The organism is Marinospirillum alkaliphilum DSM 21637 (genome assembly GCF_900119735.1).
GTDB lineage: Bacteria > Pseudomonadota > Gammaproteobacteria > Pseudomonadales > Halomonadaceae > Marinospirillum > Marinospirillum alkaliphilum.
Map to the genome: position 1 here is coordinate 130930 of NZ_FPJW01000008.1, position 14598 is coordinate 145527.

The window sequence follows — 14598 nt, forward strand, 5'->3', positions numbered from 1 at the left end:
GCATGCGTATGGACTCAAGTGGTCCCATAGGCTGGTAAAACCCTGATGATGAATTTCATACACCGAAAAGCGGTGTGCCCGGTCTTGGTAATAAACTCCTCTGCCACTCCGGCTGACCTGACCATCCCTTGGTTGGTGCATTGTAACTCAATGTTAAGGTAAATGGGAACCAGTCTGGATTGATTTGTTATAAGGGCTAGGGTAACGACTGGGCCTTGCGTATAATGCCGTCATCGATCACTCCATGTTTTATTCAAGCCAGATGAAGAGCTGAACAATGAATATCGCAGACTACATGCAATCACTGGGGCAGCAAGCCCGTGATGCCTCACGCTTGATGGCCCGGGCTTCCAGTCAGGTCAAAAATGCTGCATTGCTGGCCACTGCAGAGGCTCTGGATGCTGCGCGTGAGCGGTTGCTGGCTGCCAATGCCGAGGATATGAAGGCCGGTGCGGCCCGTCAACTGGATGCAGCCTTACTGGATCGCCTCGAACTGACCCCTGCTCGCATTGATGCCATGATTGAAGGTTTGCGGCAGGTGGCGGCCTTGCCTGATCCTGTGGGTGAAATCACCGACATGAAATATCGCCCCAGCGGCATTCAGATTGGTCGTATGCGTGTGCCGCTGGGTGTGATCGGCATCATTTATGAGTCGCGTCCCAATGTGACAGTTGAGGCGGCAAGTCTGTGCCTGAAGTCTGGCAATGCTGCCATTTTGCGTGGCGGCTCCGAAGCGATTCACTCCAATCAAGCCATTGCTGCCTGTCTGATGCAGGGGCTGCGCGCTGCCGGTTTGCCGCAGGCGGCTGTGCAGGTTGTAGAAACCACTGATCGTGAAGCGGTAGGACACCTGATTACCCTCAGTGAATACGTGGATGTGTTGGTACCTCGTGGTGGCAAGGGATTGATTGAGCGTATTGCCAATGATGCTCGTATTCCAGTGATCAAGCATCTGGATGGCGTTTGCCATGTGTATGTGGATCAGGACGCTGCTCATGACAAGTCGATGGCCATTGCCATCAACGCCAAAACACATCGTTATGGCACTTGCAACACCATGGAAACGCTATTGGTGCATGAAAGCCAGGCTGCCAGCCTTTTACCACCGCTGGCGCAGGCTTATCAGGACAAGGGTGTGGAGTTGCGCGGTTGTGCACGAGCTCGTTTGTTGGTGCCCAGCATGTTGGCTGCGATTGAATCTGACTGGAGCACTGAGTATCTGGCCCCGATTCTGGCTGTTAAAGTGGTGGACTCACTGGATGATGCAATCAATCACATCAATCAGTATGGTTCACATCATACGGATGCCATAGTGACTGAAAACTACACACGAGCCAGACGCTTTCTGACCGAGGTGGACTCCAGTTCAGTGATGGTGAATGCTTCGACACGTTTTGCTGATGGTTTTGAATATGGCCTGGGTGCCGAGATTGGCATTTCCACCGACAAGATTCATGCACGAGGTCCGGTTGGCCTGGAAGGGTTGACCTCTCAGAAGTACGTTGTATTGGGTGATGGCCATATCCGTGAGTGAGCCTGATCCGGGCACCAATCAGCCACTGGTATTGATGTTTGGTGGTACATTTGATCCGGTGCATAACGGCCACCTGCGCAGTGCCCTGGAGTTGACTCAGGTATTGCCAGTGCGTGCGGTGCATCTGATCCCGTGCCAGATACCACCGCATCGTGATCAACCAGGAGCCAGTGCCGAGCAGCGTCTGGCCATGCTGCAGTTGGCAGTGAAGAATGAGCCATTGCTGCAGGCAGATGATCGGGAGTTAAAGCGCCCGGGTCCATCCTGGTCAGTGGATACGCTCTCCAGCCTAAGACAGCAGTATGGTGCTGAGCAGCCCTTGGCAATGGTGCTGGGTTGGGATGCTTTTATGGGGTTGCCGGACTGGTCCCGTAATGAAGAGTTGCTGGATCTGGCCCATTTGATTGTACTGACACGCCCGGGTCAGATGAGTGACGCCAGTGAGGCTTTGTGTGGTTTGCTGGAAAACCATGAATTAAAGCCGGGTGAGCAGTTAAATGCTGTTCCTTTTGGTCGGATTTTACGTTTAAGTTTGCCGAGTGCCATGCAGGTATCAGCAACTTATATTCGTCGACTGCTGGGGCAACAGGCATCGGCACGTTATCTGCTGCCGGATGCGGTGATTGAATTTATTCGTAGCCACAGGCTCTACCAATAAAGTCGGCACGAAATGATGACAAGTGGAGAAATAATGCAGGTTGATGAATTAAAACAAAGGGTACTTGCCGCCCTTGATGATCTCAAGGGGCGTGATGTTGTTGTTCTGGATGTTCGTGCATCCAGCAGCGTGACTGACTATATGGTTATTGCCAGTGGTACTTCTTCGCGTCAGGTCGTGGCCCTGGCTCGCCACCTGATGGATGAAATGAAGCAACAGGATGTTGCTGTACTGGGTGTTGAAGGGGTTGATGCCGGTGAGTGGGTGCTGGTGGATCTTGGTGATCTGGTGGTGCATATCATGCAGCCCCAGACCCGTGAGTTTTATGATCTGGAAAAACTCTGGGGTGAATTTGCCAGCCCCATGAGTCATCAGGCCTGAGTTTTGAAAATTCGTATACTTGCTGTTGGCCAGAAAATGCCAGCCTGGGTAGAGCAAGGGGTGGCTGAATACCTGCGGCGCCTGCCAGCAGATTTCCGTGTTGAATTTGAAGAGATTCCGCTGGGTGCGCGACGTCCCGGCAGTGATCTGAAAAAAGCCCTGACGCAAGAGTCGGATGCGCTGTTGGCTCGTTTAAAGGGCAAGGAAAAGGTCATTGCACTGGACGTTCTGGGTAAGTCCTGGAGCAGCGAAAAGCTGGCTGAGGAAGCCTCAGCCTGGCGCATGGATGGGCGAGATATAGCCCTGCTGATTGGTGGCCCGGATGGCCTTTCTGAGGCTTGCCTGCAAAAAGCGGAGCAGCGTTGGTCCTTGTCAGCTTTAACGCTGCCACATCCACTGGTTCGTGTGTTGCTGGCAGAGCAACTCTATCGTGCCTGGACACTCCTGTCTGGCCATCCTTACCACCGCTGAGTTGCCATGACTGAATTTCGCCGTCAGATTAAAGATCCGGAAAAGGAAATGCGTATTTTCCAGTTCCGTATCCGCCTGCTGTTTTTGCTGGTGTTGTTATTGATGGGCGTTTTGTTAGGCCGCATGGCCTACCTGCAAGTATTCCAGTACGACCAGCATGTCAGTCGCTCAGAGCGCAATCGCACCAGTGTTGAGGCCATCCCGCCTACACGTGGTCTTATTTACGATCGTGAAGGACGCCTGCTGGCAGAAAACCTGCCCAGTCATAGCCTGACACTAACACGAGAGCTGGCGGGCGATGTGGTGCTGGTGGTGCAGCGAATTTGTGCCATTCTGGAGCTGGAAGACGGCTGTGAAGAAGCACTGATACAACGCAGTCGTCAGCGTCGGCGCCCTTTTGAGCCTGCCCTGTTGGTGGATCAACTGGATGAGGATCAGATGGCGAGTATTGCAGTTAATCGTCATTTGTTGCCGGGTGTTGAAATATCAGCGCAGTTGTTACGCCATTATCCTGCAGGACAGGCTTTGTCACATGTGCTGGGTTATGTCGGACGGATCAGTGAAGAAGACCTGGTCACCCTGGATCGCCGTGCTTATAGCGGCACCCACTACATCGGTAAAACCGGTGTAGAACGCTTTTATGAATCACGCCTGCATGGTGAAGTGGGTTACCGTCGGGTTGAAACCAATGCCAGAGGCCGGGTCATACGTGTGATTGAGTCTCAGCCACCGGTACCCGGGGTTGATCTGACGTTGCATCTGGATGCTTATTTGCAGCAGCAGGTTTACAAGCTGCTGGATGGGCGGCGAGCTGCCGTGGTGGCAATAGAACCATCAACTGGCGGTATTCTGGCGCTGGTCAGCTCGCCAGGTTATGACCCGAATGTATTTGTTGGCATGCTGGAAGCCAGTGCTTTTGAAAGTTTGCGCCGCGATCCTCGCCAGCCATTGTTTGATCGTGCCAGTCGAGGTCAGTATGCGCCAGGCTCCACGGTTAAACCTTTCCTTGGGTTGGCCGCACTGGAACACGGCAGCATCACCCGTGAAACCGAAATGTTTGACCCAGGTTTCTTTCAATTGCCCAATGATGAGCGGCTGTATCGTAACTGGCGCCGTCAAGGACATGGTGTAGTTGATCTGCGCCGTTCGATTGCGGTTTCCAATAACACCTTTTTCTACAGTCTGGCTTTTAATCTGGGTATCGATGAAATTTCTGCTTACATGCGCCGTTTTGGTTTTGGAGAAAGCACCGCGCTCGACGTACATGGTGCGCGTAGTGGTTTAATGCCCAGCCGTGAATGGAAGCGTGCTACCCAGCGTCAGCCCTGGTTTCCCGGGGAAACCCTCAGCACCGGTATCGGTCAGGGTTATTGGCTGGTAACACCACTGCAGCTGGCAACGGCCACCGCGGTACTGGCCAACCGTGGTGAATGGGTAGCACCACGTCTGTTTCTCCATGCAGATCCTCCAGAGGGGCATGTGCTGCAAGACGTTCAGCGTGACCCGGTGGAGTTGAAGGATGCAGAAAACTGGAGCTACATTTTCCGCAGTATGGAAGATGTGATGCATGGGCGTGAAGGTACGGCCCGTGCAGCAGGCCAGGGGGCTGGTTATCGGATGGCGGGTAAAACCGGCACGGCACAGGTCTTCAGTCTAAGTCAGGAAGAAGATGCCACTGCTGATGAACTTCCTGAACATCTGCGTGATCATGCGGTGTATATGGGATTTGCACCAGCCAATAACCCAAGGATCGCTTTGGCAGTGGTGGTGGAAAATGCCGGTGGTGGTAGTCAGGTTGCCGCACCACTGGCACGTAAAATTTTTGACATCTACCTGACGCCGGAACGTCTGGTCAGCAAGGAGACTGCCCGTGCCCCGTGACTTTCAGTGGAATCTTCCCGGTGCGCACCACCACCTGAAGCGCAAGGAAAATCTGTTCACACGCATCCATCTGGACGGCTGGTTATTGCTGGCGCTGCTGTTGTTGATGGGTGTGGGGTTGCTGGTGCTTTACAGTGCAACCGGTGGCAACCTGAACGCCACCTTGGCACAGGGTTATCGCTTTGCGCTGGCCCTGGTGGTGATGCTGGTGGTGGCACAGGTGCCGCCCCGTTATATGAAACGGTGGGCCCCGGCAGTTTTTGCCATTGCGCTACTGATGCTGGTGGCAGTGTTGTTCATGGGAACGGACGCCAAAGGGGCGCAGCGCTGGCTGGTATTGGGCCCGGTACGCTTCCAGCCTTCGGAGCTGATGAAGCTGGCGTTGCCTTTGATGCTGGCTTCTTACCTGTCTCAACGCCACTTGCCACCAGGCTGGAAACATCTGTTCATTGCAACGGTGATTCTGGTGGTGCCGGTATTACTGATTGCGCGACAACCCGATCTTGGCACTTCAGTCCTGGTGGCTGCTTCCGGACTGGTGGTCCTGTTTCTGGCTGGCCTTAGCTGGAAACTGATTTTTTTCTTTATTGGACTGGGCATGGCAGCGTTACCGGCACTCTGGATGCTGCTACACGATTATCAGAAAAATCGGGTGCTCACTTTTTTAAACCCTGAGCGCGACCCTCTGGGTACAGGCTGGAACATCATTCAATCCAAGACCGCCATCGGCTCTGGCGGCCTGGAGGGAAAGGGCTGGTTGCAGGGTACTCAATCAAGGCTGGAGTTCCTGCCTGAGCGTCACACCGACTTCATTATTGCAGTGCTGGCAGAAGAAACGGGTTTGATCGGTGTTTCGCTGTTGCTTGCCCTGTACCTGTTCATCATTTGGCGGGGCATGTTAATTGCTACGTCGGTGGAGGGTACATTCAGTCGTTTGCTGGCTTCTTCGATAATTCTTACATTTTTTGTGTATGTTTTTGTTAACATAGGCATGGTCAGTGGTTTATTGCCTGTGGTTGGTGTTCCTTTGCCCCTGGTGAGCTTCGGTGGTACATCCAGTCTGACGTTGATGGCCGGTTTTGGTATCCTTATGTCCATTCATACACACAAGAGCCTGCTGAACAAATAGTTGGCTTGAGGAGTTACGGAATCATGTTGGTGCTGCGTTTTTCGCTTCTGCTTCTGCTGTTGCTGGCTTTTGGTGTTCATGCCAGTGTTTATGATCCAGCCCAGCGTAAAGACGTGGCCGAATTTATCAATGAAATGGTGCGTGATCAGGGGATGGATCGTCAGCACCTGGAATCCTTGTTCAGTGAAGCTCGCAAGCGACAGGATATCCTTGATCTGATAGCACGCCCGGCTGAGCGGGTATTGCAGTGGCATGAGTACCGTGAAATTTTTGTCACTCGCCAACGCATTGAAGCCGGTCGCCGCTTTATGGAGCAGTACGCTGAAGCTCTGCAACGAGCAGAGCGGGAATATGGTGTGCCGCCGGAAATCATTACGTCAATCATCGGTGTTGAAACCTTTTATGGTCGTAATAAAGGGCGTCATCGGGTAATTGATGCTTTGGCAACCCTGACCTTTGATTATCCACCTCGGGCACCTTTTTTTCGTGGGCAGTTGGTTGAGTTTTTACACCTGACACAGCGCCATGAGCTGAACCCGCGTTTACCCATGGGGTCTTATGCGGGAGCCATGGGTTACCCCCAGTTCATCCCGACCAGTTACCGGGATTTTGCGGTCGACTTTGATGGTGATGGTTTTGCTGATATCTGGACCAACCCGGTGGATGCCATAGGTTCAGTGGGCAGTTATTTCAAAGCACATGGCTGGCGAGCAGGTGAACCAGTGGTGATGCCTTTCCGGCTGGCTGCCAATGCTGAGCTGCCTGAGTTGCGAATAAACCGATTCAATCTGCAGCCGATGGCTGAATTGCGCAAGGCTGGAGTCCAGCCCAACCGTCCTCTGGCAGATGATGTTCGCGCCTTGCCGATGGCGTTTGCCTTGCAGGAGGGTGAGCTGCACCTGCTGGGTCTGCAGAACTTTTATGTGATTACCCGTTACAATCACAGCCGCATGTATGCCCTGGCTGTGACCGAACTGGCGGAAGCCTTGCGAAATTGAACATGAACGTCTTGCGCTCTTTATGGCCTGTTGGTTTGTTGTTGCTACTGCCGCTGCTGACGGGTTGCTCCGTTGGCGGTGGCGGTGGTGTGTTTGGTGCCCATGGTCCCGGTGGCGGTGGTGGTTATACCCTGCAGGACAAGATCACCAGTTCCGGTGGTGGGCGTTACAGCCAGCGCATTGATAGCAAGCCAGTGAATCCACCGGATGTCTCAAGGGTGCCTGACGCTGTACCTATTCCCGAGCCCCGTAGTCGACGGGGAAATGCTTCCAGTTATGTGGTTTTTGGTCAAACCTACCGAGTCATGGAATCCAGTCGCGGGTTCACTCAGACAGGTGTTGCCTCCTGGTATGGCAGCAAGTTTCATGGCCATGAAACCTCCAATGGTGAAATCTACGACATGTACGCCATGACGGCCGCTCATACCAGTCTGCCTTTGCCGACTTATGTGCGAGTCACCAATCTGGAGAATAATCGTCAGGTGATTGTGCGGGTTAATGATCGTGGTCCATTTGTTGGCAACCGCATCATTGATCTGTCCTACGCTGCTGCATACCGGCTGGACATGCTGCAAACAGGTACCGCCCGGGTCAGAATTGAAGCCATTGATCCGGTGCAGTGGCAAGCGCGTCATGGCGGTAACAATAGTACACCGGTCTCCGCAGCACCCGTTGCCAACAACAATGGCAACCAGCCAGTCTTTTTGCAGGTGGCAGCACTGGGAGATGCCCAAGCAGCCCAGCGTTTGCAGCAAAGGGTACGTGATCTGACTCAGGCACCGGTTAGGGTATTGCCTGAACATGGCGTCAGAACGCTTTACCGGGTTCAGGTAGGCCCGCTGGAAGGTGCATCGGTACAGACCGCTATCCAGCAACTCGAAGCCAGTGAACTGGGGCGTCCAATGTTGGTGCGCCAGTGAACTTTTTGCTTTCTCCATGGTTTTAAAAGCAGTGTCCAAGGATAAGAGGTTTAACCCACTGATGTTTTTCTCTGTTGTTACTCCACGTTTCGGTTGCAGGATGTTTTCCTTGCTGTTGTTGGTGCTGCTACCGCTCATGCCATTGCAAGCCCAGGTCATGATCCCGGCACCACCACAATTAGCCGCCACTGCCTGGATTCTGATTGATGCGCATAGCGGCAAGGTGATTGTTGAACACAATGCCGATCAGCGCTTGCCACCGGCCAGCCTGACCAAAATGATGACCAGTTATCTGCTGGAATATGAAATCAAGCGTGGCAATGTGCAACTGGATGACATGGTCCGGGTCAGTGAAAGGGCCTGGCGTATGCCGGGCTCACGCATGTTTATCCAGGAAGGTACCTTTGTTTCCATTGAAGATCTGCTCAAGGGTGTCGTGATTCAGTCGGGCAATGATGCATCGGTAGCAGTAGCAGAACACCTTGCAGGCAGTGAAGCTGCTTTTGCTGATCTGATGAATCAGCATGCAAGGGCCATGGGGTTGCGTAATACCCAGTTCCGCAACTCCACTGGCTTGCCGGATGATGGTCATTACACTTCTGCGCGTGACATGGCCATTCTGTCACGGGTAAAGATCATGGATTATCCAGAACACTACGCCCTTTATTCACAGCGTGAATTCACCTTTAACAACATTACCCAATCCAACCGCAACCGCCTGTTGTGGCGTGACTCTTCAGTGGATGGTTTAAAAACCGGTCACACCACTGAGGCAGGCTACTGCCTGGCAGCATCAGCAGTACGCAACGACATGCGCCTGATTTCCGTGGTGATGGGAGCCCGCAGTGAAGAAGGTCGGGCACAGGAAAGCCAGAAGCTTTTGACCTATGGTTTCCGTTATTTTGAAACACCTCGTCTGTACGAGCAGTTCCAGGTGCTGAATACGCCACGGGTATGGAAGGGGGTGCGCGATACTGTGCAGGTGGGTCTCACCGAAGATCTGTATGCCACCATTCCGCGTGGCCAGCAGCAGAACCTGCGTGCTGAAATCCAGTTGAATCCGGTCATCAAGGCGCCACTGCGTGCAGGTGAACAACTGGGTGAGCTTAAAATCCGCCTGGGTGATGAGACGGTAGCCAGTCAGCCGTTGGTAGCTTTGGAAAACCTGGCTGAGGCGGGCTTTTTCAAGCGCCTCTGGCATGGTTTGATGTTGTTTGTGACTGGTCTGTTCCGCTGAATCGGATATAATTGACATAATTACTTGGTTATTGGTTTGATTTTTGGAGTGATGCGTGCAAAAGCCAGAAGCAAACAAACAGGCTGATCAACAAAATCAGAGTGCAGCAACAGCAACAAGCTGTGCTGCTGAAAACCCGCCACGGATTGAGTTTCCTTGTGAATACCCGATCAAGGTGATGGGTGCAGCAGCGCCTGATTTTAAAGCCTGCATTCTGGATGTGCTGGTACAGGCCGAAACGGAATACCTGCACGAAACCGTGACGGTGGTCGACAGTAAAAATGGCCGTTTTCAGTCAGTAAGAATCACCATCCAGGCCCAAAGTGCTGATCATCTCAGTCAACTGCATGAGGCCTTGCGTGCCACGGGTCGCGTGCAGATGGTGCTTTGATGCCCCCTGAGCGATCTGCCTCCCCATCTGCCCTGGTTATCCGGCAACTGGGTCGCCAGGCCTATGAGCCGGTTTGGCAGCAAATGCGGGCTTTTACCGAGCAACGCACTGCTGATACACCGGATGAACTCTGGGTTGTTGAGCATGATTCAGTGTTTACTCAAGGGCAGGCGGGCAAGGCTGAGCATCTGCTGAACCCCGGTGATATTCCCGTGATCAAGGTGGATCGCGGGGGGCAGGTTACCTGGCATGGTCCGGGGCAGCTGGTGGTTTACCTGCTGCTGGACGTCAAGCGACTCAGTTATGGTGTGCGTGATCTGGTTAACCTGATTGAGCAAAGCCTGGTTGAGTATCTTGCTGGCCTGGGCATTGCCGCTTGTGCCCGACCTGATGCGCCGGGTGTGTATCTGCAAGAAGGCCCACAGGCTGGTGCCAAAATTGCCGCTTTGGGTTTGCGCATTCGCAAGGGCTGCAGTTTTCATGGCCTCAGTTTTAATGTGAATTGCAGCCTGGAAGCTTTTCAGCGCATCAATCCTTGTGGTTATGCCGGTATGGCCGTGGCAAGACTGCTCGATCTGGTACCGGACATCAAATTTGAATCAACCCGTGATGACCTGCTGCGGATACTGATCCGCCGTCTGGGTCATCCGCAGGTCATAGCGTTGCCCGCTGGGCAGGAGAAGGCATGAGTGCTGATACACAGGTAAAAAAAGTGGTGCAGGGTGAAAAACTGCGCGGTGCTGATAAAACCGCACGTATTCCTGTCAAAATCATCCCCACTGAAACCCTGCCCAAAAAGCCTGACTGGTTGCGTGTGCGCATGCCGATTTCACCGGAGGTGAACCGGATCAAGGAAACCCTGCGCCGCCACAAACTCCACACTGTCTGTGAAGAAGCCTCTTGCCCCAACCTGGGTGAGTGTTTTCATGGCGGTACTGCTACTTTCATGATCATGGGTGACATCTGTACCCGTCGTTGCCCCTTCTGTGATGTGGCGCATGGTCGTCCCAATCCGCTCAATCCTGATGAGCCTCGTGAAATGGCTGAAGCCATCGCTGAAATGCGACTGAAATATGTGGTGATCACCTCAGTGGATCGTGATGATCTGCGTGACGGCGGTGCTGGCCACTTTGCCCAGTGCATCAGTGAATTGCGTCAGCGCATGCCAAAGCTGGAAATTGAAGTGCTGGTGCCGGACTTCCGGGGCCGCATGGAGATTGCTCTGGAACTGTTGCAACAAACACCACCGGATGTCTTTAACCACAACCTGGAAACCGTACCCAGCCTGTACAAAAAGGTGCGTCCTGGAGCGGATTATCAGTGGTCGCTGGAGTTGCTGAAGCGTTACAAGGCGCTCTGTCCCGAGGTTAAAACCAAGTCCGGCCTGATGCTGGGCGTGGGCGAAACCAACGAGCAGGTGCTGGAAGTGATGCGTGATCTGCGCGCTCACGATGTTGACATGCTGACTCTGGGCCAGTACATGCAGCCTTCAAAAAACCACCTGGCCATCGATCGTTGGGTGACCCCGGAAGATTTTGCCTGGCTGGCTGATGAAGGTTACAAGATGGGTTTCAAACATGTGGCATCCGGCCCGCTGGTGCGCTCTTCCTATCATGCAGACCGCCAGGCGCATGGTGAGCAGGTGGGTTAAACCTCAGTCCCTGCGTTTGTTTTTGTCCTGATACCACTCTTGCAAGGCTGTTCCCGGCATGGGGCGTGCAAAGAAATATCCCTGAGCCAACGGGCAGCCGATTGCCTGCAGAAATGCCAGTTGTTCGTCGGTTTCAACGCCCTCGGCAACCACTTCCTTACCCAGATCCTTCGCCAGCCTGACCAGGCTGGTGATGATCAGTTCCTGACGCTGATCCTGTCCGATACCCTGTACAAAGTGACGATCCAGTTTCACGCGGTTGACGGGCAGATCCTGTAGATAAGCCAGTGAAGAATAACCGGTACCAAAATCATCCATGGCCAGACTGATGCCAGCCCGTTTCAGTTCATTCAGCAATCTGATGGCTGTATCGGGGTCTTGCAGTGCAGTTCCTTCAGTGATTTCCAGTTCCAATTGTGTGGGAAGTAACTGCAGTGTCTCGAGTTGTTGAAGGAGTCTGTTTCCCAGTTGTTGATCCCAGAACTGCCTGGGGGACAGGTTGATCGCCAGCCGCAAACCGGTTTGTTGTTGCAGTAGTTCATGCATTTCATCCATGGCTTGCTGCAGCACCCAGTTACCCAGCGGATGAATGAGACCGGATTCCTCCGCCAGCGGAATGAACTGATCCGGTCCCGGATTACCAAGCTGTGGTTTTCGCCACCGAAGCAGGCATTCCATCCCTGCGGCTTGCAGACTATTCAGTTGAATGATTGGTTGATAGGCCAGCCAGAATTCCCGGCGATCCATGGCCTGATGCAACTGGTTACGCAGGTGGTGGCGTTCAAGCAGCAAGGCCTGCAGGTCTGTGCTGTAGAAATGGCAAGTGTTCCGGCCGATGCGGCGTGAGCCCTGAAGGGCAATTTCCGCCTGGTGAATCAGATCTTGCGGTGCCGTATTGATGTTGTTGCTAAACGTGATGCCAATATTGGCAGTGATCACCACTTCCGAGGTTGCAACACGATAGGGGTGGGTCAGCGATTGAATCAGTTGCTGGGAGAAGGCTTCGAGTTGCTGCCGGTTTTTGCCATTGACCAGCAGCATAAAGCGATCGCCGCTGTAGTGGCAGAGGGTGGCCGGCTGTTTAAGCAAATCTTTCAGGCGTTTTGCAACCTGCACCAGCAGCCAGTCGCCGGCATCTGGTCCGAGGCTGCCATTGATGTCACCGAAGTATCCCAGATCAATGAACACCAGCGCAAAAGGCGTAAGGGATGCTTGTGTCTGTTTAAGTAACTGATCTATGCGGGTTTGCAGTTGGCAACCTGCAGACTGATCCTGCAGTAACTGATGTAGCGTCCGTTTGCTGATCATCATGATAGATTCTTTATACTGGTTTAATGGATGGTTGTGTGTATTAATGTTTCCTGCTTGTTATGTGGAGCAAGAATAAATTGTTTAAATGTAAATGAATCGCATCAATAGCAATGAACACTATAGGCTGTAGCTCTATAATGTTCAAGCTGGCTAGATCGAGTCTTACTTCCAAGGAGGCTCGATATGGAACTGAATAAAGCAATGGGTAAGGCCATTCGCCGGGTAAGGGAGGCTCGCTTGTTGACCCAGGAGGATTTCAGTGAGGTCAGTAGTCGAACCTACATCAGCAGCCTGGAAAGAGGTTTGAAATCACCCACATTGAAAAAAATTGATGAACTGGGGCAGCACATGAATGTTCATCCGCTGACATTGATTTTGCTGGCTTACGTGGAGTTGGAGCAGCGGGATTCAGCCCGTTCATTGTTTGAGCTGAGTCTTGCTGAGCTGGCTGACTTGCTGGGTAGTGACGGCTAGAGGGTTGCAGTGTTCAAGGCTGTTCAGGTGGAGAAACGGTAAACCAGATCCAGCAGCAGTTCCGCAGCTGGTTCACCTGAACCTTTGATGGCCTGATCACAGCGTTGGGCCAGTTGCAGCAGTTGATGCACCTGTTGCAGGCTGATGCGCTGGCTGGCCTGGCGGTAGAGGGGGCGGCGTTTGTCCCAGATGCGCAGCTGCTGGCACAGGCTGTCGAAGGGCAGGCCTTCATTAAGCCGATGCAGTAGGGTGGCGGTCTGGCGAATTTCCCGGGTAACAGCCCATAACAGCAGCGGTGCTTCAGTGCCTTCAGCCTGCAAGCCACGAAGAATGCGCAGGGCGCGGTCGGCCTGTCCGGCAAGGCAGGCATCGGCCAGGTCAAACAGGCTGAAGCGGCTGGCATCTTCGATCAGGCTCAACAGACGCTGGGCATCCAGTACTTCACCCGGTTGCACAAAGAGTTTCAGCTTTTCGATTTCCTGGGATGCAGCCAGTAGGTTGCCTTCAACCTTTTCAGCCAGCAGGCTGGTGGCTTCGGGGTCCAGCGTCAGTCCCATGGCGCGGCTGCGTTCGGTGATCCAGCCAGGCAGTCGAGAGGTTTCCACTGGCCAGATCTGCACCACCATTCCCTGGTCTTCCACAGTTTTATACCAGGCGCTGCGGCTTTGGCTGGCATCCAGTTTGTCGCTGGTAAAGAGCAGCAGATCACCGGATTGTGCAGACTGGCGGCACAGCTGCTGGATGACTTCACCCCCTTCCTTGCCGGGCTTGCTGCTGCCCAGTCGTATTTCCAGCAGCTTGTTGCCACCAAAAAGCGACAGGCTGGCGGTGGATTCCAGTAGCTTTTTCCACTGGAACTGTGCGCTGACATCGTGCACTTCTCTTTCTTCGATACCCTGTTGTCGGGCATGGCGACGAACCAGATCGGCTGCTTCCTGCAGTTGCAGGGGTTCATCACCACTCAGCCAGATCAGCCGTGGGTGAGGTTTTTTGAGGCTTTCTTCAAGGCGTGATGGCTGGATTTTCATTGGCGACTGCCTGTATCCGCAGCGTCAGCTGGCGAATCAGATCACTTTCCATACTATTGAGCAGGTCGCGACGCAGGTTGTCACGGGCCAGCAGGTTGTTATCCCTGGTGTATTGGCGTCGGGTTTCAAACGTGTCATTGCTGAACAGGGTTTCACCGGTGGCCGTTTCGGCACGGGCATTCACCTTGAGGGTGATTTCGTGCTCTTCCACTGCACCAAAGACCACCTGGCGTTCAGAGGAACCAAAGTTGCTGAGGTGGAGGTAGAGCCTGGCATCACTGCGTTGTTCTGCTACCTCTACGCCGGATTGTTGCAACTGGCGACTCAGGGTACGACTCAGTGAGTTGGCCCCTGATTCACTGCTGATATACAGGGGCTGAAGGTCGGCTGGCAGTTCGATGTAGCCTCTGAGTCGAAAACCACAGGCACTCAACAACAGACTGGCCAGCAGTAGCGCCAGGGTCAGGCCAAAGCGCAGCGAATAGCCTGAGCTGCGCTCTGCTGTGTTGTTGCGATACTGCCAGCCTGACATGC

16 protein-coding genes are annotated in these 14598 nt (G+C 53.6%); 13 read left to right on the plus strand and 3 right to left on the minus strand.

What is annotated here, in order from left to right; translation table 11 throughout:
* Nucleotides 1-277 precede the first annotated feature (277 nt).
* From BT114_RS11480 to lipA, 12 genes are all read left to right on the plus strand, one after another.
* On the plus strand, nt 278-1534 hold the full coding sequence (locus BT114_RS11480) for a glutamate-5-semialdehyde dehydrogenase (RefSeq protein WP_072326637.1): 1257 nt from the start codon (nt 278-280) through the stop codon (nt 1532-1534).
* The gene (gene nadD / locus BT114_RS11485; protein ID WP_245770437.1) at nt 1527-2192 is read left to right on the plus strand and encodes a nicotinate-nucleotide adenylyltransferase; all 666 of its coding nucleotides are present in this window, start codon (nt 1527-1529) and stop codon (nt 2190-2192) included. Before BT114_RS11480 ends, nadD begins: the two co-directional genes overlap by 8 nt.
* Nucleotides 2193-2225: 33 nt before the next feature.
* Entirely contained in the window at nt 2226-2573 is a 348-nt protein-coding gene (gene rsfS / locus BT114_RS11490) for a ribosome silencing factor (protein WP_072326641.1), read from the plus strand.
* Nucleotides 2574-2576: 3 nt separating this feature from the next.
* Nucleotides 2577-3044 carry a 23S rRNA (pseudouridine(1915)-N(3))-methyltransferase RlmH gene (gene rlmH / locus BT114_RS11495; protein ID WP_072326642.1) on the plus strand — a complete coding sequence of 156 codons (468 nt, stop codon included), beginning with the start codon at nt 2577-2579 and terminating at the stop codon, nt 3042-3044.
* A gap of 6 nt (nt 3045-3050) precedes the next feature.
* Complete coding sequence (mrdA, locus tag BT114_RS11500; RefSeq protein WP_072326644.1) at nt 3051-4925, plus strand: penicillin-binding protein 2; 1875 nt, start codon at nt 3051-3053, stop codon at nt 4923-4925.
* Nucleotides 4915-6054 carry a rod shape-determining protein RodA gene (rodA, locus tag BT114_RS11505; RefSeq protein WP_084662192.1) on the plus strand — a complete coding sequence of 380 codons (1140 nt, stop codon included), beginning with the start codon at nt 4915-4917 and terminating at the stop codon, nt 6052-6054. The genes mrdA and rodA overlap by 11 nt, the downstream gene beginning before the upstream one ends.
* A 23-nt stretch (nt 6055-6077) precedes the next feature.
* Nucleotides 6078-7052 (plus strand): lytic murein transglycosylase B, encoded by a 975-nt coding sequence (gene mltB, locus BT114_RS11510; RefSeq protein WP_072326645.1) that lies wholly within the window; start codon nt 6078-6080, stop codon nt 7050-7052.
* 2 nt (nt 7053-7054) lie between these two features.
* Nucleotides 7055-7972, plus strand: coding sequence for a septal ring lytic transglycosylase RlpA family protein (locus tag BT114_RS11515; protein WP_084662194.1), 918 nt, complete (start codon nt 7055-7057; stop codon nt 7970-7972).
* Nucleotides 7973-8072: 100 nt separating this feature from the next.
* Nucleotides 8073-9209 carry a D-alanyl-D-alanine carboxypeptidase family protein gene (locus BT114_RS11520; protein WP_245770441.1) on the plus strand — a complete coding sequence of 379 codons (1137 nt, stop codon included), beginning with the start codon at nt 8073-8075 and terminating at the stop codon, nt 9207-9209.
* A gap of 55 nt (nt 9210-9264) precedes the next feature.
* Nucleotides 9265-9600, plus strand: coding sequence for an HP0495 family protein (locus tag BT114_RS15185; protein WP_245770438.1), 336 nt, complete (start codon nt 9265-9267; stop codon nt 9598-9600).
* Nucleotides 9600-10289 carry a lipoyl(octanoyl) transferase LipB gene (gene lipB / locus BT114_RS11530; protein WP_072326647.1) on the plus strand — a complete coding sequence of 230 codons (690 nt, stop codon included), beginning with the start codon at nt 9600-9602 and terminating at the stop codon, nt 10287-10289. Before BT114_RS15185 ends, lipB begins: the two co-directional genes overlap by 1 nt.
* Nucleotides 10286-11251 carry a lipoyl synthase gene (gene lipA / locus BT114_RS11535; RefSeq protein ID WP_072326648.1) on the plus strand — a complete coding sequence of 322 codons (966 nt, stop codon included), beginning with the start codon at nt 10286-10288 and terminating at the stop codon, nt 11249-11251. Before lipB ends, lipA begins: the two co-directional genes overlap by 4 nt.
* 3 nt (nt 11252-11254) lie before the next feature.
* Here lipA and BT114_RS11540 read toward each other — a convergent pair whose 3' ends face one another.
* A complete protein-coding gene (locus tag BT114_RS11540; protein WP_072326649.1) occupies nt 11255-12562 on the minus strand; it encodes a putative bifunctional diguanylate cyclase/phosphodiesterase in 1308 nt (435 codons plus the stop codon).
* Nucleotides 12563-12745: 183 nt separating this feature from the next.
* Here BT114_RS11540 and BT114_RS11545 point away from each other — a divergent pair, with 183 nt between their 5' ends.
* Entirely contained in the window at nt 12746-13036 is a 291-nt protein-coding gene (locus BT114_RS11545) for a helix-turn-helix domain-containing protein (RefSeq protein ID WP_072326650.1), read from the plus strand.
* 23 nt (nt 13037-13059) lie between these two features.
* Here the strand turns inward: BT114_RS11545 and holA are convergent, their stop codons facing one another.
* Nucleotides 13060-14064 carry a DNA polymerase III subunit delta gene (gene holA / locus BT114_RS11550; RefSeq protein ID WP_072326651.1) on the minus strand — a complete coding sequence of 335 codons (1005 nt, stop codon included), beginning with the start codon at nt 14062-14064 and terminating at the stop codon, nt 13060-13062.
* Nucleotides 14039-14596, minus strand: a complete 558-nt coding sequence (locus tag BT114_RS11555; protein ID WP_072326652.1) for an LPS-assembly lipoprotein LptE — start codon at nt 14594-14596, stop codon at nt 14039-14041. Before BT114_RS11555 ends, holA begins: the two co-directional genes overlap by 26 nt.
* Nucleotides 14597-14598 lie beyond the last annotated feature (2 nt).

Excerpts from the sequence above, each read along its gene's own strand:
- BT114_RS11545 (WP_072326650.1), top strand. The coding sequence starts at position 12,746 with ATGGAACTGAATAAAGCAATGGGTAAGGCCATTCGCCGGGTAAGGGAG.
- BT114_RS11515 (WP_084662194.1), top strand. The coding sequence starts at position 7,055 with ATGAACGTCTTGCGCTCTTTATGGCCTGTTGGTTTGTTGTTGCTACTG.
- holA (WP_072326651.1), bottom strand. The coding sequence starts at position 14,064 with ATGAAAATCCAGCCATCACGCCTTGAAGAAAGCCTCAAAAAACCTCAC.
- BT114_RS11555 (WP_072326652.1), bottom strand. The coding sequence starts at position 14,596 with ATGTCAGGCTGGCAGTATCGCAACAACACAGCAGAGCGCAGCTCAGGC.
- BT114_RS11540 (WP_072326649.1), bottom strand. The coding sequence starts at position 12,562 with ATGATGATCAGCAAACGGACGCTACATCAGTTACTGCAGGATCAGTCT.
- lipB (WP_072326647.1), top strand. The coding sequence starts at position 9,600 with ATGCCCCCTGAGCGATCTGCCTCCCCATCTGCCCTGGTTATCCGGCAA.
- BT114_RS11520 (WP_245770441.1), top strand. The coding sequence starts at position 8,073 with ATGTTTTCCTTGCTGTTGTTGGTGCTGCTACCGCTCATGCCATTGCAA.
- lipA (WP_072326648.1), top strand. The coding sequence starts at position 10,286 with ATGAGTGCTGATACACAGGTAAAAAAAGTGGTGCAGGGTGAAAAACTG.
- mrdA (WP_072326644.1), top strand. The coding sequence starts at position 3,051 with ATGACTGAATTTCGCCGTCAGATTAAAGATCCGGAAAAGGAAATGCGT.
- BT114_RS11480 (WP_072326637.1), top strand. The coding sequence starts at position 278 with ATGAATATCGCAGACTACATGCAATCACTGGGGCAGCAAGCCCGTGAT.
- mltB (WP_072326645.1), top strand. The coding sequence starts at position 6,078 with ATGTTGGTGCTGCGTTTTTCGCTTCTGCTTCTGCTGTTGCTGGCTTTT.
- rsfS (WP_072326641.1), top strand. The coding sequence starts at position 2,226 with ATGCAGGTTGATGAATTAAAACAAAGGGTACTTGCCGCCCTTGATGAT.